We start from the raw sequence: 17,604 nt of genomic DNA, 5'->3' as shown, positions 1-17,604 counted from the left end.
GGCGGCTCTCATCCGATGCACCTGATCAGCTCCGGAATAGCCGAGAATAGGTCGGCCTCGAGGCCGTAGTCGGCCACAGCGAAGATCGGCGCCTCGGCGTCCTTGTTGATCGCGACGATGACCTTGCTGTCCTTCATGCCGGCCAGATGCTGAATCGCGCCGCTGATGCCGCAGGCGATGTAGAGATCCGGCGCCACGATCTTGCCCGTCTGGCCCACCTGGAAGTCGTTCGGTGCGTAACCCGCGTCAACCGCGGCGCGGCTGGCGCCGATCGCGGCGCCGAGCTTGTCGGCGAGCGGCGCGAGGACCTCGTTGAACTTCTCAGCCGAGCCGAGCGCACGGCCGCCGGAGACGACGATCCTTGCAGCAGTGAGCTCGGGGCGATCGCTCTTCGTGATCTCTCTTCCCATGAGGGAGGACGTGCCGCTGTCGCTGACTGCCGGCACGTTCTCGATACCCGCGCTCGCGCCGGTGGACGGCGCGGCGTCGAAGCCGGTCGTGCGCACGGTAACGACCTTCACCCGGTGGGTGCTCTGCACCGTTGCAATGGCGTTGCCGGCGTAGATCGGGCGCTCGAAGGTGTCGGGGTCGACGACCTTCGTGATGTCGCTGACCTGCTCGACATCGAGCTTGGCGGCCACGCGCGGCGCGACATTCTTGCCGCGGGCCGCGGACGGGAACAGGATGTGGCTGTATCCCGCGGCGACAGCCAGCACCTGTGCGGCGACGTTTTCGGCCAGCTGCTCGGCCAGCTGTGGCGCATCGGCCAGCAGTACCTTCGTGACACCGGCGATCTGTGCGGCCTCCTTGGCGGCAGCGTCGGCGTTGTGGCCCGTGATCAGCACGTGGACCTCGCCGCCGCACGCTTGGGCCGCGGTGACGGTGTTCAGCGTATCGCCCTTGAGCCCGCTGTGGTCGTGTTCGGCAATGACGAGTGCGGTCATGGTCAGATTACCTTGGCTTCGTTCTTCAGTTTGGCGACGAGGGTCGCCACATCGGGGACTTTCACGCCGGCCGCGCGCTTGGGCGGCTCGCTGATCTTGAGCGTTCGCAAACGCGACGCAATATCCACGCCCAGGTCGGTCGGGGTGACCGTTTCCAGCGGCTTCTTCTTGGCCTTCATGATGTTGGGCAACGTTACGTAGCGCGGCTCGTTCAGCCGAAGGTCGGTGGTCACGATGGCCGGCAGCATGAGCCTTACCCTCTCGAGCCCGCCGTCGACTTCGCGAGTGACCGCGGCCGTTCCCTCGGCTAGCTCGACTTTCGAAGCAAACGTGGCTTGAGGCCGGTCGAGCAGCGCGGCGAGCATCTGCCCGGTCTGATTGCAGTCGTCGTCGATCGCCTGTTTGCCAAGGATCACGAGCGCCGGCTGCTCCTTATCAACGAGTGCTTTCAGTAGCTTCGCCACCGCCAGCGGCTGAAGCTCGCCGGCGGTCTCGACCAGGACCGCGCGATCGGCGCCGATTGCCATCGCGGTGCGCAACGTCTCCTGGCACTGCGCCACGCCGCAAGACACGGCGATGACTTCGGTCGCAAAGCCCTTTTCCTTTAGCCGAACCGCTTCTTCGACGGCGATTTCATCGAAGGGGTTCATGCTCATCTTGACGTTGGCAATGTCGACGCCGCTGCCGTCGGACTTGACGCGAACTTTGACATTGGCGTCCGCGACACGCTTGACGGAAACGAGAATTTTCACGGGCTTCTCCTCTAAACGATGTGGCGACAGGCAGGCCGCAGTCGGGATCGGGCCGCACCGCCCGGGGCATGAGAGGACGGCGAACGACCTCGCCGGATTGAAAGTCCGCAAGTCGCGTTCAGGGTTTCCAATCTATCTGCTCGGTCCGGCTGAGGTTTGTCTTGCGCGGCGCTGCGAGTTGTCGCGATCGAAGGGAATCGGCTCTTCGGATTGAACCGGCGACAGTCGGCATTTCGACGTCCCGGGAGGGGGCTGCCCAATGCACGAAGAGGGCAAGCTTGCGAGCATCTACAGACAAGGTGCCGCAGCCGCACAACCTATTCTTCGGCGAGGGAAATCGTACCCGTCCTGACAGGAGACCTTTCAGAAATGGTTCAAGCACACGAAATCGTCGTCAATCCCGAGAACGAGTGGCGTCTGAAATCGACTCCGCCCGCGAATTGGCAAAAAGGCGTCCGCCGTGAAGACAGTAAGAAGTACTTCATGATTTCCTGCGATACGCACCTCAACCCACCGGTGACGCTCTTCCGCGATCGGCTCGATGCAAAGTGGCACGATCTCCTGCCGCGCGTCGAGAAGCGTGAGAACGGCGAACGCTACGTCGTGATGCCAGGAGCAAGGCCGGAGCGTCTCATCGACTTCCAGTTCGAAGGTGAAGACCTGCTGCGCTCGCGGGCCGGCGGGGACACCATGTCCGCGCCGGGCTCGGGCGCCGTCGGCCTGCAGCGTATCGCCGATCAGGAGATGGATGGCGTGGAGGGTGAAGTGATCTTCCCGAACGGGCCGGCGCTTTTCATGTGGTCATCCACCGACACCGATTTCGTGTCTGCGCAGTGCGCCGTCTGGAACGACTGGGCGTGGGAAATCTGCGGCCCCTACGTCGATCGTTGCAGCCCCGCGGCCGCGATCTGCACGGCGGACATCGAGGGTGCGGTACGCGAGGTGCAGCGTGTGGCGAAGAAGGGATTCCGCCTGCTGACGCTGCCATGCAAGCCGATCTGGGGCGCGCACGACGTTTCCCACATCAACTACAACCTGCCGGTGTTCGACCCGCTCTGGGCCGCCATTCAGGATGCCGACCTGACGATCACCTACCACGTCGCGACCGGCAAGGACCCGCGTGCGGCGCGCGGCAACGGCGGCGCCATCATCAATTACGTCGTTCACGCCCTGGCGCCGACAATCGAACCGATCGTGAGCATGTGCTCCTCGGGCGTGTTCGAGCGCTTCCCGAAGCTGCGCGTTGCCACGATCGAAGCGGACGCGGGCTGGGTGCCCTGGATGATGCACAAGATGGACGAGGCGTATCGGAAGCATCACTTCTGGGTCCGTCCGAAGCTGAAGCAATTGCCGAGCGAGTACTACCGCAGCAACTGTTTCGCCTCGTTCGGAGAGGACGATACGGCGATGCGCCTCGTGGAGCCGCTGGGTCTCGAGGACAACTTCATGTGGGCGAACGACTATCCGCACCACGAAGGGTCGTGGCCGCATTCGGCCGAGGCCATCGAGCGCACCTTCGGCGAAGGGCTGAAGGAGACGACTCGCGCCAAGCTGCTTGGCCTCAATGCAGCCAAGGCGTTCCGCTTCCCGATTCCGGAACGCTATCGCGATTGAGAGAGGGCGGCTCGAAGGATGTGACTCGCCACATCATGCGTTGTGACCTTCATCGTTCCGGTGTCTTCGAGCCCCCGGCGATTGCGAGGATGTTGTTCAGATGCCAAGGAGTGTGAATGAATATAGAGAAGATCATCGTATTTGGCGCGACCGGCTTTCAGGGCCGGCCGCAAGTCCGCGAGGCCTTGAATCAGGGCTACAAGGTGAAGGCGGTGAGTCGCAATCCGGACTCGCTCGCGCAGGAGGCCGCGCTGGGCGCCGAGATCGTCCAGGCGGATTACGACAGTGCGGCGTCGCTGGATGCGGCGCTCTCGGACGTCGACGCTGTGTTGTTTCAGGCGCCCTCCATGGGCGACGTCTCGCGGCTCGCAGGCCACTGCCGCAACCTGGCTGAGGCTGTCAAGCGGTCCAAGGTCCAGCTCTTCGTGCTGAATTCGAGCATGTGGGCGCCTGATGTACCTGTCGGTCAGGTGACCTACGACGGGGTGCTGGGCATGGAAGAGCTGTTCCGCAGCTACGGATTCCCGGTGACCACGTTCCGGCCGACGCTGTTCATGAATAACCTGCTTGGAGACTGGATCAAGCCCAATTTGCAGAAGGGCGTTTATCGGTACGCGCACAAGCCGGATCTCGCGTCCGACTGGATTTGTCTCGAGGACGTCGCGAAATTCATGATCGCCGCGCTGAAACGCCCCGAACTGATCGGCCAAAAGATCCAGATCGGCGGCCCCCAGCGGCTGACGACGCAAGAGGTGATCGAAATCATCTCCGAGGCGATGGGTCGTCCGCTTCGCTACGACTATGTGACGCCGCGGCAGTTCGGCGAACTCTTCTACGACCTTTGGGGGCCGACTACCGGTTCCACCCGCAAGGACTTTGTCGACGGGTTCGACAGCTTCTACACCTTCAACAACGAAGCCCCGCAGAAACCGTTTCAAGCCGACGTGCAGGCGGCCCTCGAGCTCATCCCGATCGAGCTGACGGACATGCGCACGTGGGCGAGCAGCCAGAACTGGGACTGATCGGGTCGATCAATCGAAAGGAGTTACCTCATGAGCACTGAACTGGACAAAGCAAACGCCGCCGTCATGAAGCGTTTCTACGACGCCGTCTTTTCGAGCGACTGGGCGGCTGTCGAGACACTTGTCTCGAAGAATCTCATCGTCTACGAAGCGGATGGCATGCCTTACCGCGGCGAATACCGCGGCTTCGAAGAATTGAAAACACTGGTTGCCAAAGTCATGGGCTACTGGGACGACTTGAATATCGAGGTCAAAGCCATCACCAGCGGCGGCGGTTACGTGGTGGGCGTGCTCCAATTCAGCGGCACCTCGAAGTCCACCGGAAGCAAGATCTCAATGCCGATTGCCGAGATCACCGAATTCGATAAGGGTCTGATCTCAAGCATCAAGCCGGTCTATTGGGACACCACGGCTATTTCCGCCGCCATCACGGCCTGAAGTCGATAGTCACAGCCTACTACGAAAGAGGGCGCGCGCCGGGGCGCGCCCAGCTCGCCCGACGACGGCCTGGCGACTCCTTCACACGATTGCGAAACGGTGGCCTCGAGGCCGTGCAACCGCGGGCGCTCGCCCTGCGCCGGTTATCTGACCCTTGGTCAGCGCTCTCCCGCCTCCGTCAATACCCCGCGTGTCCCGTGGGAAAACCACTATGGGAAACCACTGGAACTCGAGCGAAGCGCTCGCTATGATTTGGCAACACGTGTCATATAACTATACATATTCTTATACACGAGACACGTGTCAACCTTGACGACATCGGAAAAATGAAGGAGACGACACCATGAGTGAGTCAGTGACCGGAGCGAGTTGTGAGCCGGTATGCAGTGCAGCCCTCAAGGGCGACTCGCAAGGTTTTTCCTGGACCAAACCGTTCGTCGCGCAAGGTGTCCCGTGGGTCAACTCTCTGCGTTACGAGTACTACGACTGCGATATCGAAAGTCTTAGCGGCGACAAGAAGTTCGACCTGGTGGCTCGGAGGGGCATGTCGTCGCCGTATCCAATCACGTTGCTGGCTTCGCGTCGCCGTTATGCCTTTTGGCGATCGTGGAACCACATCAGCGATAACCGGGAAAACATCGTGATCCTGCGGTACGTGAAGTCCGGGGCGTTTTCGCTGACACAGTGCGGCACCACGCTCACGGTCAAGGCCGGACAATTCGTGTTCAGCAAGTGCAACGTGCCATTTCGCTGGGAGAGCCTGGCCGACGATCTGAGCCCGACAGAATATTTCTCCATCCTGTTGCCGCCCGATCTGGTCCTTCGCCATTTTCCAGATGGAGTTCCGCTGAAGGATTGCCTTTCGATGCCGTTGGACCGCTGTCTGGCCATGCCGTCATTGCTCTCGCTGCTGAACGACCAAGGGCAATACTTCGAACGGCACGTCGTCGAGATGCTGGTAGGCACCTTGCTGAAGGAGGCAGAAGAGGTTGCCAAGCAAGCGTGCGTGCAGATCGACACGCGCAAGCATATTTGCGAGAAGCGCCTCGAAGACATCATCGGCTACATCACGCTGCATGTGTCGAACCCTGATCTGTCGGCATCCATCGTGGCACGTGCCTGCGGCATTTCTCCCCGCTATCTCTGTTACTTGTTGAAATTGAAGGGCACATCATTTTCCGAGTTGCTGTGGGAAGAACGCCTGAAGCAAACCGGCAAATGGCTGCTTGCGCTTGACACGCGCCATTACACGATCGCCGAGATTGCTTACATGAACGGATTCAAGACGTCTGCGCATTTCAGCCGTCTTTTCAAGAACTACTGGGGATGCTCGCCGCGTGAATTTCGTCAATCGGGCGGGAAGAGCGCTGTGTCCTTGCATGACAGGAAGGCCGTCCGCGCGACTGTCGGCGATGATTCGATGCTGCAGGAGCCTGCGGACGTTGCGTCCATGGATGAACCGGGCGACACGAACGCCCAGGAACTCATGGCGTGATTGGCCTCAACGCGTACCTCAGTGAAGGGAGAACTTGCGCCGGCTCGCTCGCTTGATGACATTGCCGTCGAACGCATCGACGGCAGTGGCGGCGGCGAGCCGGGCAAGGATTTCATCAAGGCCGGATCAGCGCGCCGCCGTCGACGTTGATCTCGGTGCCCGTCGTGAAGCTCGAGGCATCGGACGCGAGCCACAGGCAGGCGGCCGCGACCTCCTCGGGCTTGCCCATGCGGCCCATCGGGTGGATACGCGCGAAGTACGCGTAGGCCTCCTCGCGCGGCAGGCCGGTTGCGGCGAGCGCCTGCTCCAGCATGTCTGTCTCCGTGCCGCCGGGATGCACGCTGTTGACGCGTATGGGCAGCTTCGCCGCGGCGCATTCGAGCGCGAACACTTTCGTGAAAAAGGTCAGCGCTGCTTTCGAAGTGCAGTAGGCGGCGAAGCCGGGCGTCGGGCGCTGCCCGAACAGCGACGAGACGTTGATGACGCTGCCCGGCCCGCCGCTGCGCCGCATCAGCGGGAGACAGGCGCGGCAGCCGTGGAAGGGGCCGTCGAGGTTGGTCCGCATGTGGCAATGCCACGCCTCGTCCGTGACCGCTTCGGTACTCGCCGATGCGCTGATGCCGGCGCAATTGACCAGCACGTCGAGCCGGCCCCAGCGCGCGTCGACGGCCGCGACCGCACGGTCCCAGGCAGCCCGGTCGGTCACGTCCAACACCACCGGTAAGGCCGCATCGCCGATCTCAGTCGCCACGCGCTGCGCATCCTCGAGACGCCGTGCCGCAATTACGACTCGAGCGCCCTCGCGCGCGAACAAGAGCGAGATCGCCTTGCCCATGCCCCTGGCTGCGCCGGTGACCAGCGCAACCTTGCCTGTCAATGTGCCCATGTGTTTCGCCTCCTTCTGCCGGTTTGTCGAAGTCTGATTTCAAACGATTTTCGGTGGCGCGGGGCGGGTGCGGCGTTGGCGATGCGCGGCAGAACATGTGACAGTGCGGGCCCAGACAAGGGCTGGGCTATTCGTTCGAGCGGCGTCGAACTATCGTTTCGGTGGCGATGTTCGCCAATCCGCGCCAGGCGGAACACGGCGCATAGACCGCAACCTACAGGAGACGAGCGTTGGCTTATACCCATGTCGACAAGCCGATCCGCATCGGCGCGATCGAGTTGAAGAATCGCATCGTGCGTCCGGCCCATGGCACCGTCATCGGCAAGGGCACGATGAACGATGCGCTGATTGCCTACCACGAGGCCCGCGCCCGCGGCGGCGCTGCGCTGTCGATTCTCGAAGTGGGATCGGTGCACCCGAGCTCCGCGTTCTGCCTCAACATTTTCGAGCCGTCGATCGAGGGCGGCATGCGCAAACTCGTCGACGCTGTGGCGCCGCATGGCATGAAGCTGTTTCAGCAGCTCTGGCATGCCGGCCACCACATCGTGCCGGCCGACGGTGCTCCGCCCTGGGCGCCCTCCGACGTGATCAGCCCAGAGGTCGGCGTCGTGCCGCAGCCGATGACGAAGATGATGATCGACACCGTGATCGGGGCCTACGTCGATGCAGCGCTGCGCATGGAGCGCTGCGGCCTCGACGGCGTCGACGTGCATTGCGCACACGGCTATCTGCCCGCGCAATTCCTTTCGGCCAATACCAACAAGCGCGAAGACGAATACGGCGGCAGCTTTGAGAACCGCGCCCGGTTCATCATGGAATTGCTGACTGCGATACGCGGCGCTGTCTCGAAGCGTTTTGTCGTGGGCGTACGGGTTGCGCCGGACCTTACGGTCGGCGGCCTCGGCATCGACGAAAACCTGCGCGTGGCGCAGATGCTCGAAGCGCGCGGCCTGATCGACTACGTGAACATCTCGGTCGGCAACTACAACAGCTTCAACAAGATGGTCGGCGGCATGCACGAGCCCATGGGCTATGAAATGCCGACGAGCGTCCCGATCGCCAAGGCGGTCAAGTCGCCGACGATCGTGATCGGCCGCTACCGCACGCTGGAAGAAATCGATCAGGTGATTCGCGCTGGCGAAGCCGACATGGTCGGCCTCGTGAGGGCCATGATCGCGGATCCCGACCTCGTCGCGAAGAGCCTGGCCGGAAAGGCTGACCAGGTACGGCCCTGCATCGGCTGCAACCAGGCGTGCGTGGCAAGAGCAGGGGCCTTGTGGCTGGGTATGGAATGCGCCGTCAACGCGGGCACCGGTCACGAGCTGGAGCGCGGCGACCATCGACTGAGCAAGGTCGACACGCCAAAGAAGGTGTTGGTGGTCGGCGGCGGGCCGGCCGGCATGGAAGCGGCCCGGGTCGCGGCGACCCGGGGCCACCATGTCACGCTGGCGGAGGCGGACTCGCGCCTGGGCGGCTCGCTGCGCGTTGCGGCAATGGCGCCCACTCGACACGGCATCGGGGACATCCTGACCTGGCTCGAGTCGGAGATCTACCGTCTCGGCGTCGACGTGCGACTGAGCACCTACACGGACGCCGACGACGTGCTCGCCTCCAATGCCGATGCGGTGATTCTCGCCACGGGTTCGACGCCGCGCATGGACGGCATCCAGGGCTCGCATCCGGGCCAGCCGCTACAGGGCATCGAGCAGCGCCATGTGATTTCGTCGACCGCACTGTTCCTGGCGCCGCCGGAAGACCTCGGCAAGACGGCCGTAGTGATCGACGACGTTGGCCATTACGAAGGATTGGCAGCGGCCGAGCATCTGATCAGCAAGGGGCTGTCGGTCACCTATGTCTCGCGGCTTCGGGAATTTGCACCGGCGGTCCAGTTGGCGCTGATGAACGAGCCGTTCCTGACCCGCATGCAGGGCAAGCCCTTCCGTTTCAAGATTCGCACCCGCGCGATCGGAGTCACGGGCCGTAACGTCATCGTCGGCCCGACCCACCTGACCGACGATAGGACCGACACCGAGCTTGTTCCGGCCGACACTGTGGTGTTCGTCAGCCACAATCGGCCAAACCGCGAGCTTCATGTGGAGTTGGCGGGGCGCCATCACGATGTGCGCGTGGTTGGCGACGCCAATTCGCCGCGGTTCCTGGAAGCGGCGATCCGCGAAGGCCATATCGCCGGCGCGGCGGCCTGACCGGAAAGGGACCCGCACATGAGTCTTTCCAGCGTTTTTTCGCCGGCGGCCGACTACGGGCATCAGACCGCCTGGCGGCGTATCCGGATGATCGGCCGGAAGAACCAGGTCGTGGTGGAGATGGAAGATCTCGCGCATGGGATGCGTTGTGTCGTCGAGCATGATGGACAACGTGTCACCGCGCTCAGGCCCGAGTTCCGCCGTATTCCGATGAACACGTGCACCGGAGCCGGCGAGCCGTTGCAGGCCGTCGTTGGCACGCCTATCGGCAGCCCCTTTGCCAACTTCTACGCCGGCGGGCGAGCGCGGCAGAACTGCACGCACATGTTCGACCTCGCACGGCTCGGTGTGGCCCACGCCACGCGCGGCGAGACGGTGCGGGATTACCTCATGGAGATGCCTGACGATAACGCCGAATGCCGGCCGTCGACGCTGCACCGCGACGGCGACGTGGTGCTGCAGTGGCGGCTCGAGAATTCGACCGTCCTCGACCCCGAACCCTTCGCCGGCCGTCATCTTTTCCGTGGCTTCACGAGTTGGGCGGCGGAGAACTTCGAGGGCGACGACCTGGAGGCGATCCTTGTGCTGCAAAAGGGCTGCTTCGTTGCGCAGTCGCGCCGCTACGTGTTGGAGAGCGGCCCGCTCTCCGCTGCCGAGCAGCAGCACAACACCGGGCTCTGCTTTGGCTATGGCCACGAACGCATTGCGATTGCGGTCCGCCTGGAAGGGACGCGTCGCGACTTCACGGATCACCCCGAGCGCCTGCTGAAGTTCCTCTAACGGTACTTGTCGCACCGGCCTGCCGCACTCGAGGCCCGGACGAGCCGATATGGCAGGACGCGCCGCACGGTGCAGAGCCGCACCGCACCGGAAACCTGGAGACTTGACGAGATGAACCAACCTGATCCTTCAAATATCGCGGCACGGCTGACTGCCAACGAGCGGACTGCGCTACGGTCGCTGCCTGCTCACGACCGCGGCCACATGCCGGATGAAGTCTGGTGGGCCTACTATTCGATCCTCGACCAGGGCCTGGCAGAGTCGGACGGCAACTTCCAGATTTCCGCCACGTTGCTCGGGGAGGAGGTGCTGCGCACGCTGCGCAAGGCATGAGTTCCAGGTTACGTCGAGATCTGCACGGAAAGCAGATCTCGATTCTGGCGAAGTCGCCGCGATAGCCTATTACATATCGGTGATATTAGTCAGTAATCCTGCCGACCACGTGCCATCGACAGCCAGCTCCGCACCGCTGATGTAGGAGGCGTCGTCGCTCGCGAGAAAGAGGCTGGCATGCGCCACTTCCTCGGCCCGCCCGACACGGCCGAAGGCGATGCCGAAGACTTTGGCCATCTTGCTCGTGTCCAGTGCATCGCCAGGGTTGAGCATTTGCGTGTCGATCGCGCCAGGGTGCACGGTGTTCACGCGGATGCCGAGCGGCGCCAGCTCGAGCGCCACGCCCTTGCTCATGCCGCGCACTGCCCACTTCCCCGCGTCGTAGGCGCTCATGCCGATCGTGCCGCGCAGGCCGTTCACCGACGAGATGTTGACGATGGATCCGCGCCCGGCGGCCTGCATCGCCGGCACCACTGCCTTCATGCCGAGGAAGCAGCCGAGCAGGTTGATCGACAACATCCTGTCGAAGTCGGCTTTGCCGGTGTTCATCAGCGGGGCGAAAAGGCAGACTGCGGCGTTATTCACCAGCACGTCGACTTGGCCGAAGCGCTCGAGCGTGGACTCCACGACCGCGGCCCAGGCGGCTTCGTCGGAGACATCGTGTTCGAGGAAGATGGCGGACTCGCCGATACTGCGCGCGACCTGCTCCCCTTCGTGCTTCAGCACATCGGTCAGCACGACGCGTGCGCCTTCGGCCGCGAACAGCCGGGCGGTGGCCTCGCCTTGTCCGCGCGCGGCGCCGGTGACGATCGTGACCTTGTCTTGCAGACGTCCCATTTAGGCTCCTTCCGATTGTGTCGGTGTGAGAGAAGGTGCTGGGAGTCTAGGGCAGAAATTGGCCTCGCTATGCGGCGGCCAGGGCGAACGTGAGGCCAAAGCCTCCACGGGCAAATCACATTGCGTTGCCGAACAGTTCGTTCCACAAAATCTCGGCGACTGCGTCCAGCGGATCGCAGCCGCCGAAGTTGAGGCCCTGGCAAAGCATATGGAATTCGACGCGATCCAGCATGATGAAAAGGCACACGAATCTCGAGCGGGCCAGCGCCTGCCGTTCTTCAGGCCAGCGGGCGATGGTATTGACCATGACGCGCTGCGCGATGCGCCCGCAATAATCGAGGTATTCCTGCCCGAAACCCGGATCGGTCGTCATCGCCTCATGGATCACGTGCACGAGGACGTCGTTGTTTCGCCTTTCGGCGACGTCCTCCTCCAACCAGGCCCGCACGTCGGCGCGAGTCGGCGCAACGAGGCTGTCGAGGCGCCGGAATCGTTCCGCAACCACTACGCCCGAGCGTCTGCCGATGCCGGCCGCAATCTCCATCTTGTCCTTGAAGTGGAGATAGAACGTCGCACGGCCGGCCCCGGCGCGCTTCATGATTTCATCGACGGTGGCGGCGCGGAACCCGACCTCCTGGAATATCTCGAAGGCCGCGTCGAGGATCCGGTCGCGGGTGCGCTGCTTCTGCTCTTCGCGGATCGACGGGCGGCCGGCATTTTTGTTTGCATCGGAACCGGCACGCTGCCGCTCTTGAATCTCGTCAGTATCCATCCAGAAACGCTCTCTTTCGGCTGTGCTCGCTGGAGCAGAAACGTTATGCCACGACGCCGGAGGAAGCGTCGCCAATAGGTCGGTCAAACAGTATCGACTATACACGTGTCGTGTCAGTCGACGGATGCTTGACGATGCAGCGGAAGTGATGCAATCGAGCCGCAAGGGTTTGCTCGTCGCACGCCGACCGCAATCGATATCCGCTTTTTGAGCCTGACCCGCTCCCGCCCGGGACACGCGCCCAAGTGTTCAAGGCCACTTCCATTGCCGAGGCGGACAAGCTGGCGATCCAGGCGCTTGCTAGATTCGATTTCAGCGACGGGCCCCGCGCCGTTCGCCGCTATCGACTCAACGGAGCGCCAGAGCCAGCCGGAAAGCACGTCAACATGTCCGCGATTCAATTGAACAAGCCCTTCTCCCTCGACAACGCAGCCTTTAACTACGAGGAACAGCGATGAGCTCAGGCGACCCGATGTTGCTCGACTCGGCGACGCGCCTGTTCTCCGACCTGTGCTCCGACGAGGCGCTGCGGCGGGCGGAGCAGGGCGAATGGCAGGGGGCACACTGGCAGGCCGTCGAGGACCTCGGCCTTCCGCTTGCGCTGACGGACGAAGCGGCCGGCGGCTTCGGCGTCGATCCGCTCGACGCGCTGGCGCTGGTGCGCCTGGCCGGCTGCCACGCGCTGCCGCTGCCGCTGGCCGAAACGATGATCGCCAACCGCCGCCTCGGCGAAGCCGGTTTCGAGCCGGGCGCAGGCGTGACCGTGCTTGTGCCTGGCGTGGGCAACGATGTCCTGGCGCTCGAACGCGTGGCTCGCGGTTGGCGGCTGCGCGGCACGTGCACGCGCGTTCCGTGGGGGCGGCACGCGGCTCGGCTTGCTGCATTGGCGCGGCACGAAGATCGGCTTTATCTGGTTTCGGCACCCGCGGGCGGCTGGACAAGCGAGCCCGGTGCGAATATCGCCGGCGCACCACGCGACACGCTTCACATCGATGCCGACCTTGCGCCGGGCGCGGCCCTGCCGGCGCCGCACGGGCGTGCGATTTATGCGGCGGATGAGGCCGCCGCGCGGGCGCTGACGATCGCCGGGGCGCTCGAACGCGTGCTGTCGCTGACGGTCGACTACGCCCGGGACCGCGTGCAATTCGGCAAGCCGATCGGCAAGTTCCAGGTGATCCAGCAGAACCTCGCGGTGCTCGCGAGCCAGTCATGCGCGGCCGCCGCCGCGGCGGACCTCGCCGCCCGAGCGTTCGCCGCCGGGGGCGACGTGTTGCCGATCGCGATTGCCAAGGCGCGCGCCGGCGAAGCAGCGAGCATCGCGTGTGGCCTCGCGCATCAGATCCACGGCGCGATCGGCTTCACTGCCGAGCACCGGCTGCACTACTTCACCAAACTGCTCTGGTCCTGCCGTGACGAGGGCGGCGGGGAGGCGTACTGGAACCGGCAGATCGGACTGCGGGTCGCGCGCACCGGCGCCGATGTGCTCTGGTCCTTCCTCACAGCGATTTGACGGGTGACGTCCATGATGCCTCAGTTTTCTTTTTCCGGACTCAATCGCTCGCCGGCTGTCGAGCTACTGCGCGACGAGGTGCGCGCCTTCATTGCCGAGGAGGGACGGGCCTGGACCGCGCTCCGGCGCGGCGAATCGTGGAGCGGCTTCGACGCGGCCTTCAGCCGTCGGCTCGGCGAGCGCGGTTGGATCGGCATGACTTGGCCGAAGCAGTACGGCGGCCACGGGCGCACCGCGTTCGAACGTTATGTGGTGCTCGAGGAACTGCTCGCCGCCGGTGCGCCAGTAGCTGCCCACTGGTTCGCCGACCGGCAGACCGGACCGCTGCTGTTGAAGTTCGGCACCGAGGCGCAGAAGTCCCGGCTCCTGCCGCGCATGGCGCGCGGCGAATGCTTCAGCTGCATCGGCATGAGCGAGCCGAACTCGGGCTCCGACCTTGCCGCGGTGCAGACCCGTGCGCAGCCTGTCGACGGAGGATGGCGCGTCAACGGCACGAAGCTATGGACGACCTATGCCCACGAGGCCCATTACATGGTGCTGTTCTGTCGCACGAGCGGCAGCCGCGAGGATCGGCAGGGCGGCACGAGCCAGCTGCTCGTCGATTTGAAGACGCCCGGCATCACGATTCGGCCGATCGTTGACATGACGGGTCGCCACCATTTCAACGAGGTCGTCTTCGAGGACGTCTTCCTGCCGTCCGACGCGCTGATCGGCAAGGAGGGCGATGGCTGGGCGCAGGTGACGAGCGAGCTCGCCTACGAGCGCAGCGGACCGGAACGCTTCCTTTCGTCATATCGGGTGCTCGTGGAGTTGGTGCGGGTGCTCGGCAATGCGCCGGACGATCGTGCGGCGGTGGCGCTCGGCCGCTTCGCTGCCCACCTCGTGACGCTGCGGCACCTGTCCAAAAGCGTGACCGCGATGCTCGAGGAAGGCGTGGATCCGCAACTGCAGGCGTCCATCGTCAAGGATCTCGGCGCCGTGTTCGAGCAGGAGCTGCCCGAACTCGCGCGTGAACTCTTCGCGCACGAGGCTGCCGGCCCGGCTCTGAACCAGGACTTCTACGCGGTGCTTGCGCAGTCGGTCATGAACGCGCCTTCCTACTCTTTGCGTGGCGGGACGCGCGAGATCCTGCGCGGCATCATCTCGCGCGGACTTGGGCTGCGCTGATTCCCGCATTCTTTCCGGACTGCAGCTAGTCCCATTGCGGCAAGGGACAACCCGGCCTTACGAGCGGGCGACATACTGGCTGCACTCTCAGCAATACAAGGCACAAATATGACGACGAACAGTGCGGTAATCGTGGACGCCATCCGGACACCCATGGGCCGGGGCAAGGCGGGCGGTGCGTTGTCGGAGCTGCATCCGACCGATCTCTTGGGGCAGTTGTTCAAGAGGCTGATGTCACGCAACGATGTCGACCCGGGCAGCGTCGACGACGTGATCGTCGGCTGCGTGAGCCAGGTCGGCGAACAGTCCGGGTCGCCGGGCCGTATTGCGTGGCTCGGCGCGGGGCTTCCCGAACACGTGCCCTCAACGGTGGTCGACCGTCGTTGCGGCTCGAGCCAGCAGGCCGTGCACTTCGCCGCGCAGGGCATCGCGGCCGGCGCCTACGACATCGTGGTGGCCGGCGGTGTCGAATCGATGAGCCGGGTCCCGATGTTCACTGCGCGCATCGGCAAGGACCCGCTTGGTGCGATGCTCTATGCACGCTATCCCGACGGACTCATCTCGCAGGGCATTGCGGCCGAACGCATCGCGGCGAAATGGAAGATTTCGCGTGAGGAACTCGATGCGTTGTCGGCACAGTCGCACCGGCGCGCGGCCGCGGCGCGCAATAGCGGCGCTTTCGATGCCGAGATCGTGTCGATCGGCGAAGGCGGCGCTCTCTTGAGTGCCGACGAGACGATTCGCGACAGCACGACAGCCGAAGGGCTCGCCGCGCTGCAGCCGTCTTTCGTCAACGATGAGATGAAGGCGCGCTACCCGGAGATCAACTGGAGTGTCACCGCAGGCAATTCGTCGCAGCTTGCCGACGGCGCCTCGGCACTGCTCTTGATGAGCGAGCAGACGGCCAAGCGCCTCGGCCTGAAGCCGCGCGCGCGGTTCGTCGCGTTCGACGTGATCGGCGATGACCCCATCATGATGCTGACGGCGCCGATTCCGTCGACGCGCCGCGTGCTCGCGAAAGCGGGACTGAAAGTCAGTGATATCGACCACTTCGAAGTCAACGAGGCGTTCGCCAGCGTGCCGCTCGCCTGGCTGCGCGAGTTCGATGCCGATCCCGCGAAGCTCAACCCGCGCGGAGGTGCGATTGCGCTTGGCCATCCGCTCGGTGCATCGGGCGGGCGGCTGATGACGACGATGCTCCATGCGCTCGAACAGACAGGCGGCCGCTACGGCTTGCAGACCATGTGCGAGGCCGGCGGCCTGGCCAATGCCACCATCATCGAACGACTCTAAGGAAGCCGAGAGCCATATGAACATCCAGGGAATGTCTGCCGTCGTCACGGGCGGTGCATCCGGTCTCGGCCGGGCAACGGTCGAGAAGCTGCTGTCGCAGGGCGCGAAGGTGGTGATTGCCGACCTGCCGACCTCCGACGGCGCCGCCGTGGCCGACAAGTTCGGCCCGAACTGCCGCTTCGTCCCGGCTGACGTCACGAGCGAAGAACAGATGCTGCAAGTCTTCGAAGCAGCGTCGGGGCTGGGTCCGTTGCGCGCGACCGTACACTGCGCCGGACGCGGCGGCCCGCTGCGCGTAGTTGACAAGAACGGCGTGCCCGGGTCGCTCGACCACTACGAGACGATCGTCCGCATCAACCTGATCGGCAGCTTCAACGTGCTGCGGCTGGCTGCTGCTGAGATGGCGAAAACGGAGGAAGTCGACGGCGAACGCGGCGTCATCGTGCTGACCGCATCGGTCGCCGCATTCGAAGGGCAGATCGGGCAGATACCCTATGCCTCCGCCAAGGCTGGCATCGTGGGCATGACGATCGTCGCCGCACGCGACTTGGCGAGCCGCAAGATCCGCGTCTGCACGATCGCCCCCGGCACCTTCGACACGCCGATCCTCGAGCGCGTCGCGCCCGAGGTGCGCGAGTCGCTCGCGAAGGCCGTGCCGCACCCGTCGCGTCTCGGCAAGCCGTCGGAGTTCGCGCTCACGGCCGCGCACATCATCGAGAACTCCATGCTGAACGGCGAGACGATCCGCCTCGACGGCGCGATCCGCATGCCGCCGCGCTGAGGAGCCCCGCACATGTCCGAAGTCGTTTTCGAGGTGGCTGACGGCATCGCCACCATCACGATCAACCGCCCGGAAGCCCGCAACGCGGTGAACGCGGCGGTGGCCCTCGCGATCGCCGACGCGACCGACCAGATCGACCGGCGCAACGACATCCAGGTTGCGATCCTCACGGGGGCCGGCGGGACTTTTTCTGCCGGGATGGACCTGAAAGCCTTCTTGCGCGGCGAGAACGTCAAGCCGTATGGACGCGGCTTTGCCGGCCTGACCAACGCGACGATTCGCAAGCCTCTGATTGCCGCGGTGGAGGGGCATGCCTTGGCCGGCGGCTTCGAAATGGCGCTCGCCTGCGATCTGATCGTCGCCTCCGAGGCCTCGACGTTCGGCCTGCCCGAAGTCAGGCGCGGGCTCGTTGCCAATGCGGGTGGCTTGGTGCGGCTTCCGCGCCAACTCCCGTACCGTGTGGCGCTCGAGCTCGTGTTGACCGGCGCGACGGTCTCCGCGCAGGCGCTGCTCGCGCACGGCCTGATCAACCGGGTCGCGCCGGCCGGCCAGGCGCTCACCGTGGCCCGGGCACTGGCCGCCGCCATCGCGGCGAACGGCCCGATGGCCGTAGCCGTGAGCAAGCGGGTGATGCAGGAATCGCAGGACTGGGCGAGCACCGAGCTCTTCGATCGACAGAACGAATACACGATGCCCGTGTTCAAGTCTGCCGATGCAAAGGAGGGCGCCACCGCCTTCGCCGAGAAGCGCATGCCGGTCTGGACCGGAGCCTGAGG

18 protein-coding genes are annotated in these 17,604 nt (G+C 64.3%); 13 read left to right on the top strand and 5 right to left on the bottom strand.

What is annotated here, in order from left to right; translation table 11 throughout:
• Positions 1–8: 8 nt before the first annotated feature.
• Both FAZ95_RS14975 and FAZ95_RS14970 read right to left on the bottom strand, forming a co-directional pair.
• Entirely contained in the window at positions 9–944 is a 936-nt protein-coding gene (locus tag FAZ95_RS14975) for an electron transfer flavoprotein subunit alpha/FixB family protein (protein ID WP_137333175.1), read from the bottom strand.
• A 2-nt stretch (positions 945–946) separates the two neighbouring features.
• Positions 947–1,696 (bottom strand): electron transfer flavoprotein subunit beta/FixA family protein, encoded by a 750-nt coding sequence (locus tag FAZ95_RS14970; RefSeq protein ID WP_137334563.1) that lies wholly within the window; start codon positions 1,694–1,696, stop codon positions 947–949.
• A gap of 369 nt (positions 1,697–2,065) precedes the next feature.
• Here FAZ95_RS14970 and FAZ95_RS14965 point away from each other — a divergent pair, with 369 nt between their 5' ends.
• From FAZ95_RS14965 to FAZ95_RS14950, 4 genes are all read left to right on the top strand, one after another.
• The gene (locus FAZ95_RS14965) at positions 2,066–3,310 is read left to right on the top strand and encodes an amidohydrolase family protein (RefSeq protein ID WP_137333174.1); all 1,245 of its coding nucleotides are present in this window, start codon (positions 2,066–2,068) and stop codon (positions 3,308–3,310) included.
• Between the two features lie 185 nt (positions 3,311–3,495).
• Positions 3,496–4,332: an SDR family oxidoreductase gene (locus FAZ95_RS14960; protein WP_254699714.1), complete on the top strand. Its 837-nt coding sequence runs from the start codon at positions 3,496–3,498 to the stop codon at positions 4,330–4,332.
• A gap of 30 nt (positions 4,333–4,362) precedes the next feature.
• On the top strand, positions 4,363–4,770 hold the full coding sequence (locus tag FAZ95_RS14955; protein WP_137333172.1) for a nuclear transport factor 2 family protein: 408 nt from the start codon (positions 4,363–4,365) through the stop codon (positions 4,768–4,770).
• 343 nt (positions 4,771–5,113) lie between these two features.
• Entirely contained in the window at positions 5,114–6,265 is a 1,152-nt protein-coding gene (locus FAZ95_RS14950; protein ID WP_137333171.1) for a helix-turn-helix transcriptional regulator, read from the top strand.
• Positions 6,266–6,380: 115 nt separating this feature from the next.
• Here FAZ95_RS14950 and FAZ95_RS14945 read toward each other — a convergent pair whose 3' ends face one another.
• Complete coding sequence (locus tag FAZ95_RS14945; RefSeq protein ID WP_137333170.1) at positions 6,381–7,151, bottom strand: SDR family NAD(P)-dependent oxidoreductase; 771 nt, start codon at positions 7,149–7,151, stop codon at positions 6,381–6,383.
• A 293-nt stretch (positions 7,152–7,444) separates the two neighbouring features.
• Between FAZ95_RS14945 and FAZ95_RS14940 the strand changes: the two genes are divergently transcribed.
• From FAZ95_RS14940 to FAZ95_RS14930, 3 genes are all read left to right on the top strand, one after another.
• Positions 7,445–9,355, top strand: coding sequence for an oxidoreductase (locus FAZ95_RS14940; protein WP_254699920.1), 1,911 nt, complete (start codon positions 7,445–7,447; stop codon positions 9,353–9,355).
• Between the two features lie 18 nt (positions 9,356–9,373).
• A complete protein-coding gene (locus FAZ95_RS14935; RefSeq protein ID WP_137333168.1) occupies positions 9,374–10,135 on the top strand; it encodes a DUF2889 domain-containing protein in 762 nt (253 codons plus the stop codon).
• Between the two features lie 111 nt (positions 10,136–10,246).
• Positions 10,247–10,468 carry a hypothetical protein gene (locus FAZ95_RS14930; RefSeq protein WP_137333167.1) on the top strand — a complete coding sequence of 74 codons (222 nt, stop codon included), beginning with the start codon at positions 10,247–10,249 and terminating at the stop codon, positions 10,466–10,468.
• A gap of 69 nt (positions 10,469–10,537) precedes the next feature.
• On the opposite strand, the gene FAZ95_RS14925 is transcribed toward FAZ95_RS14930, so the two are convergent.
• Together FAZ95_RS14925 and FAZ95_RS14920 are read right to left on the bottom strand one after the other, a co-directional pair.
• On the bottom strand, positions 10,538–11,305 hold the full coding sequence (locus tag FAZ95_RS14925; RefSeq protein WP_137333166.1) for an SDR family NAD(P)-dependent oxidoreductase: 768 nt from the start codon (positions 11,303–11,305) through the stop codon (positions 10,538–10,540).
• Between the two features lie 115 nt (positions 11,306–11,420).
• Positions 11,421–12,077, bottom strand: coding sequence for a TetR/AcrR family transcriptional regulator (locus tag FAZ95_RS14920; protein WP_137333165.1), 657 nt, complete (start codon positions 12,075–12,077; stop codon positions 11,421–11,423).
• A 245-nt stretch (positions 12,078–12,322) separates the two neighbouring features.
• Between FAZ95_RS14920 and FAZ95_RS14915 the strand changes: the two genes are divergently transcribed.
• The 6 genes from FAZ95_RS14915 (at position 12,323) to FAZ95_RS14890 (ending at position 17,602) form a co-directional block, all read left to right on the top strand.
• Positions 12,323–12,535: a hypothetical protein gene (locus tag FAZ95_RS14915; protein WP_137333164.1), complete on the top strand. Its 213-nt coding sequence runs from the start codon at positions 12,323–12,325 to the stop codon at positions 12,533–12,535.
• Entirely contained in the window at positions 12,532–13,587 is a 1,056-nt protein-coding gene (locus FAZ95_RS14910) for an acyl-CoA dehydrogenase family protein (protein ID WP_137333163.1), read from the top strand. The genes FAZ95_RS14915 and FAZ95_RS14910 overlap by 4 nt, the downstream gene beginning before the upstream one ends.
• Positions 13,588–13,590: 3 nt before the next feature.
• Entirely contained in the window at positions 13,591–14,754 is a 1,164-nt protein-coding gene (locus FAZ95_RS14905) for an acyl-CoA dehydrogenase family protein (RefSeq protein ID WP_437437703.1), read from the top strand.
• A gap of 108 nt (positions 14,755–14,862) precedes the next feature.
• Positions 14,863–16,047, top strand: coding sequence for a thiolase family protein (locus FAZ95_RS14900; RefSeq protein ID WP_137333162.1), 1,185 nt, complete (start codon positions 14,863–14,865; stop codon positions 16,045–16,047).
• A 16-nt stretch (positions 16,048–16,063) separates the two neighbouring features.
• The gene (locus tag FAZ95_RS14895) at positions 16,064–16,828 is read left to right on the top strand and encodes an SDR family NAD(P)-dependent oxidoreductase (RefSeq protein ID WP_137333161.1); all 765 of its coding nucleotides are present in this window, start codon (positions 16,064–16,066) and stop codon (positions 16,826–16,828) included.
• Positions 16,829–16,840: 12 nt separating this feature from the next.
• Positions 16,841–17,602, top strand: a complete 762-nt coding sequence (locus tag FAZ95_RS14890; protein ID WP_137333160.1) for a crotonase/enoyl-CoA hydratase family protein — start codon at positions 16,841–16,843, stop codon at positions 17,600–17,602.
• The last annotated feature ends 2 nt before the right edge of the window (positions 17,603–17,604 follow it).

This window comes from Trinickia violacea, from assembly GCF_005280735.1.
In the GTDB taxonomy this organism is placed as follows: domain Bacteria; phylum Pseudomonadota; class Gammaproteobacteria; order Burkholderiales; family Burkholderiaceae; genus Trinickia_A; species Trinickia_A violacea.
This window is presented reverse-complemented; position numbering and strand designations above follow the sequence as displayed.

Coding starts and splice junctions, on each gene's coding strand:
- FAZ95_RS14890 (WP_137333160.1), top strand. CDS start 16,841: ATGTCCGAAGTCGTTTTCGAGGTGGCTGACGGCATCGCCACCATCACG.
- FAZ95_RS14930 (WP_137333167.1), top strand. CDS start 10,247: ATGAACCAACCTGATCCTTCAAATATCGCGGCACGGCTGACTGCCAAC.
- FAZ95_RS14910 (WP_137333163.1), top strand. CDS start 12,532: ATGAGCTCAGGCGACCCGATGTTGCTCGACTCGGCGACGCGCCTGTTC.
- FAZ95_RS14920 (WP_137333165.1), bottom strand. CDS start 12,077: ATGGATACTGACGAGATTCAAGAGCGGCAGCGTGCCGGTTCCGATGCA.
- FAZ95_RS14925 (WP_137333166.1), bottom strand. CDS start 11,305: ATGGGACGTCTGCAAGACAAGGTCACGATCGTCACCGGCGCCGCGCGC.
- FAZ95_RS14900 (WP_137333162.1), top strand. CDS start 14,863: ATGACGACGAACAGTGCGGTAATCGTGGACGCCATCCGGACACCCATG.
- FAZ95_RS14895 (WP_137333161.1), top strand. CDS start 16,064: ATGAACATCCAGGGAATGTCTGCCGTCGTCACGGGCGGTGCATCCGGT.
- FAZ95_RS14975 (WP_137333175.1), bottom strand. CDS start 944: ATGACCGCACTCGTCATTGCCGAACACGACCACAGCGGGCTCAAGGGC.
- FAZ95_RS14955 (WP_137333172.1), top strand. CDS start 4,363: ATGAGCACTGAACTGGACAAAGCAAACGCCGCCGTCATGAAGCGTTTC.
- FAZ95_RS14965 (WP_137333174.1), top strand. CDS start 2,066: ATGGTTCAAGCACACGAAATCGTCGTCAATCCCGAGAACGAGTGGCGT.
- FAZ95_RS14945 (WP_137333170.1), bottom strand. CDS start 7,151: ATGGGCACATTGACAGGCAAGGTTGCGCTGGTCACCGGCGCAGCCAGG.
- FAZ95_RS14935 (WP_137333168.1), top strand. CDS start 9,374: ATGAGTCTTTCCAGCGTTTTTTCGCCGGCGGCCGACTACGGGCATCAG.
- FAZ95_RS14950 (WP_137333171.1), top strand. CDS start 5,114: ATGAGTGAGTCAGTGACCGGAGCGAGTTGTGAGCCGGTATGCAGTGCA.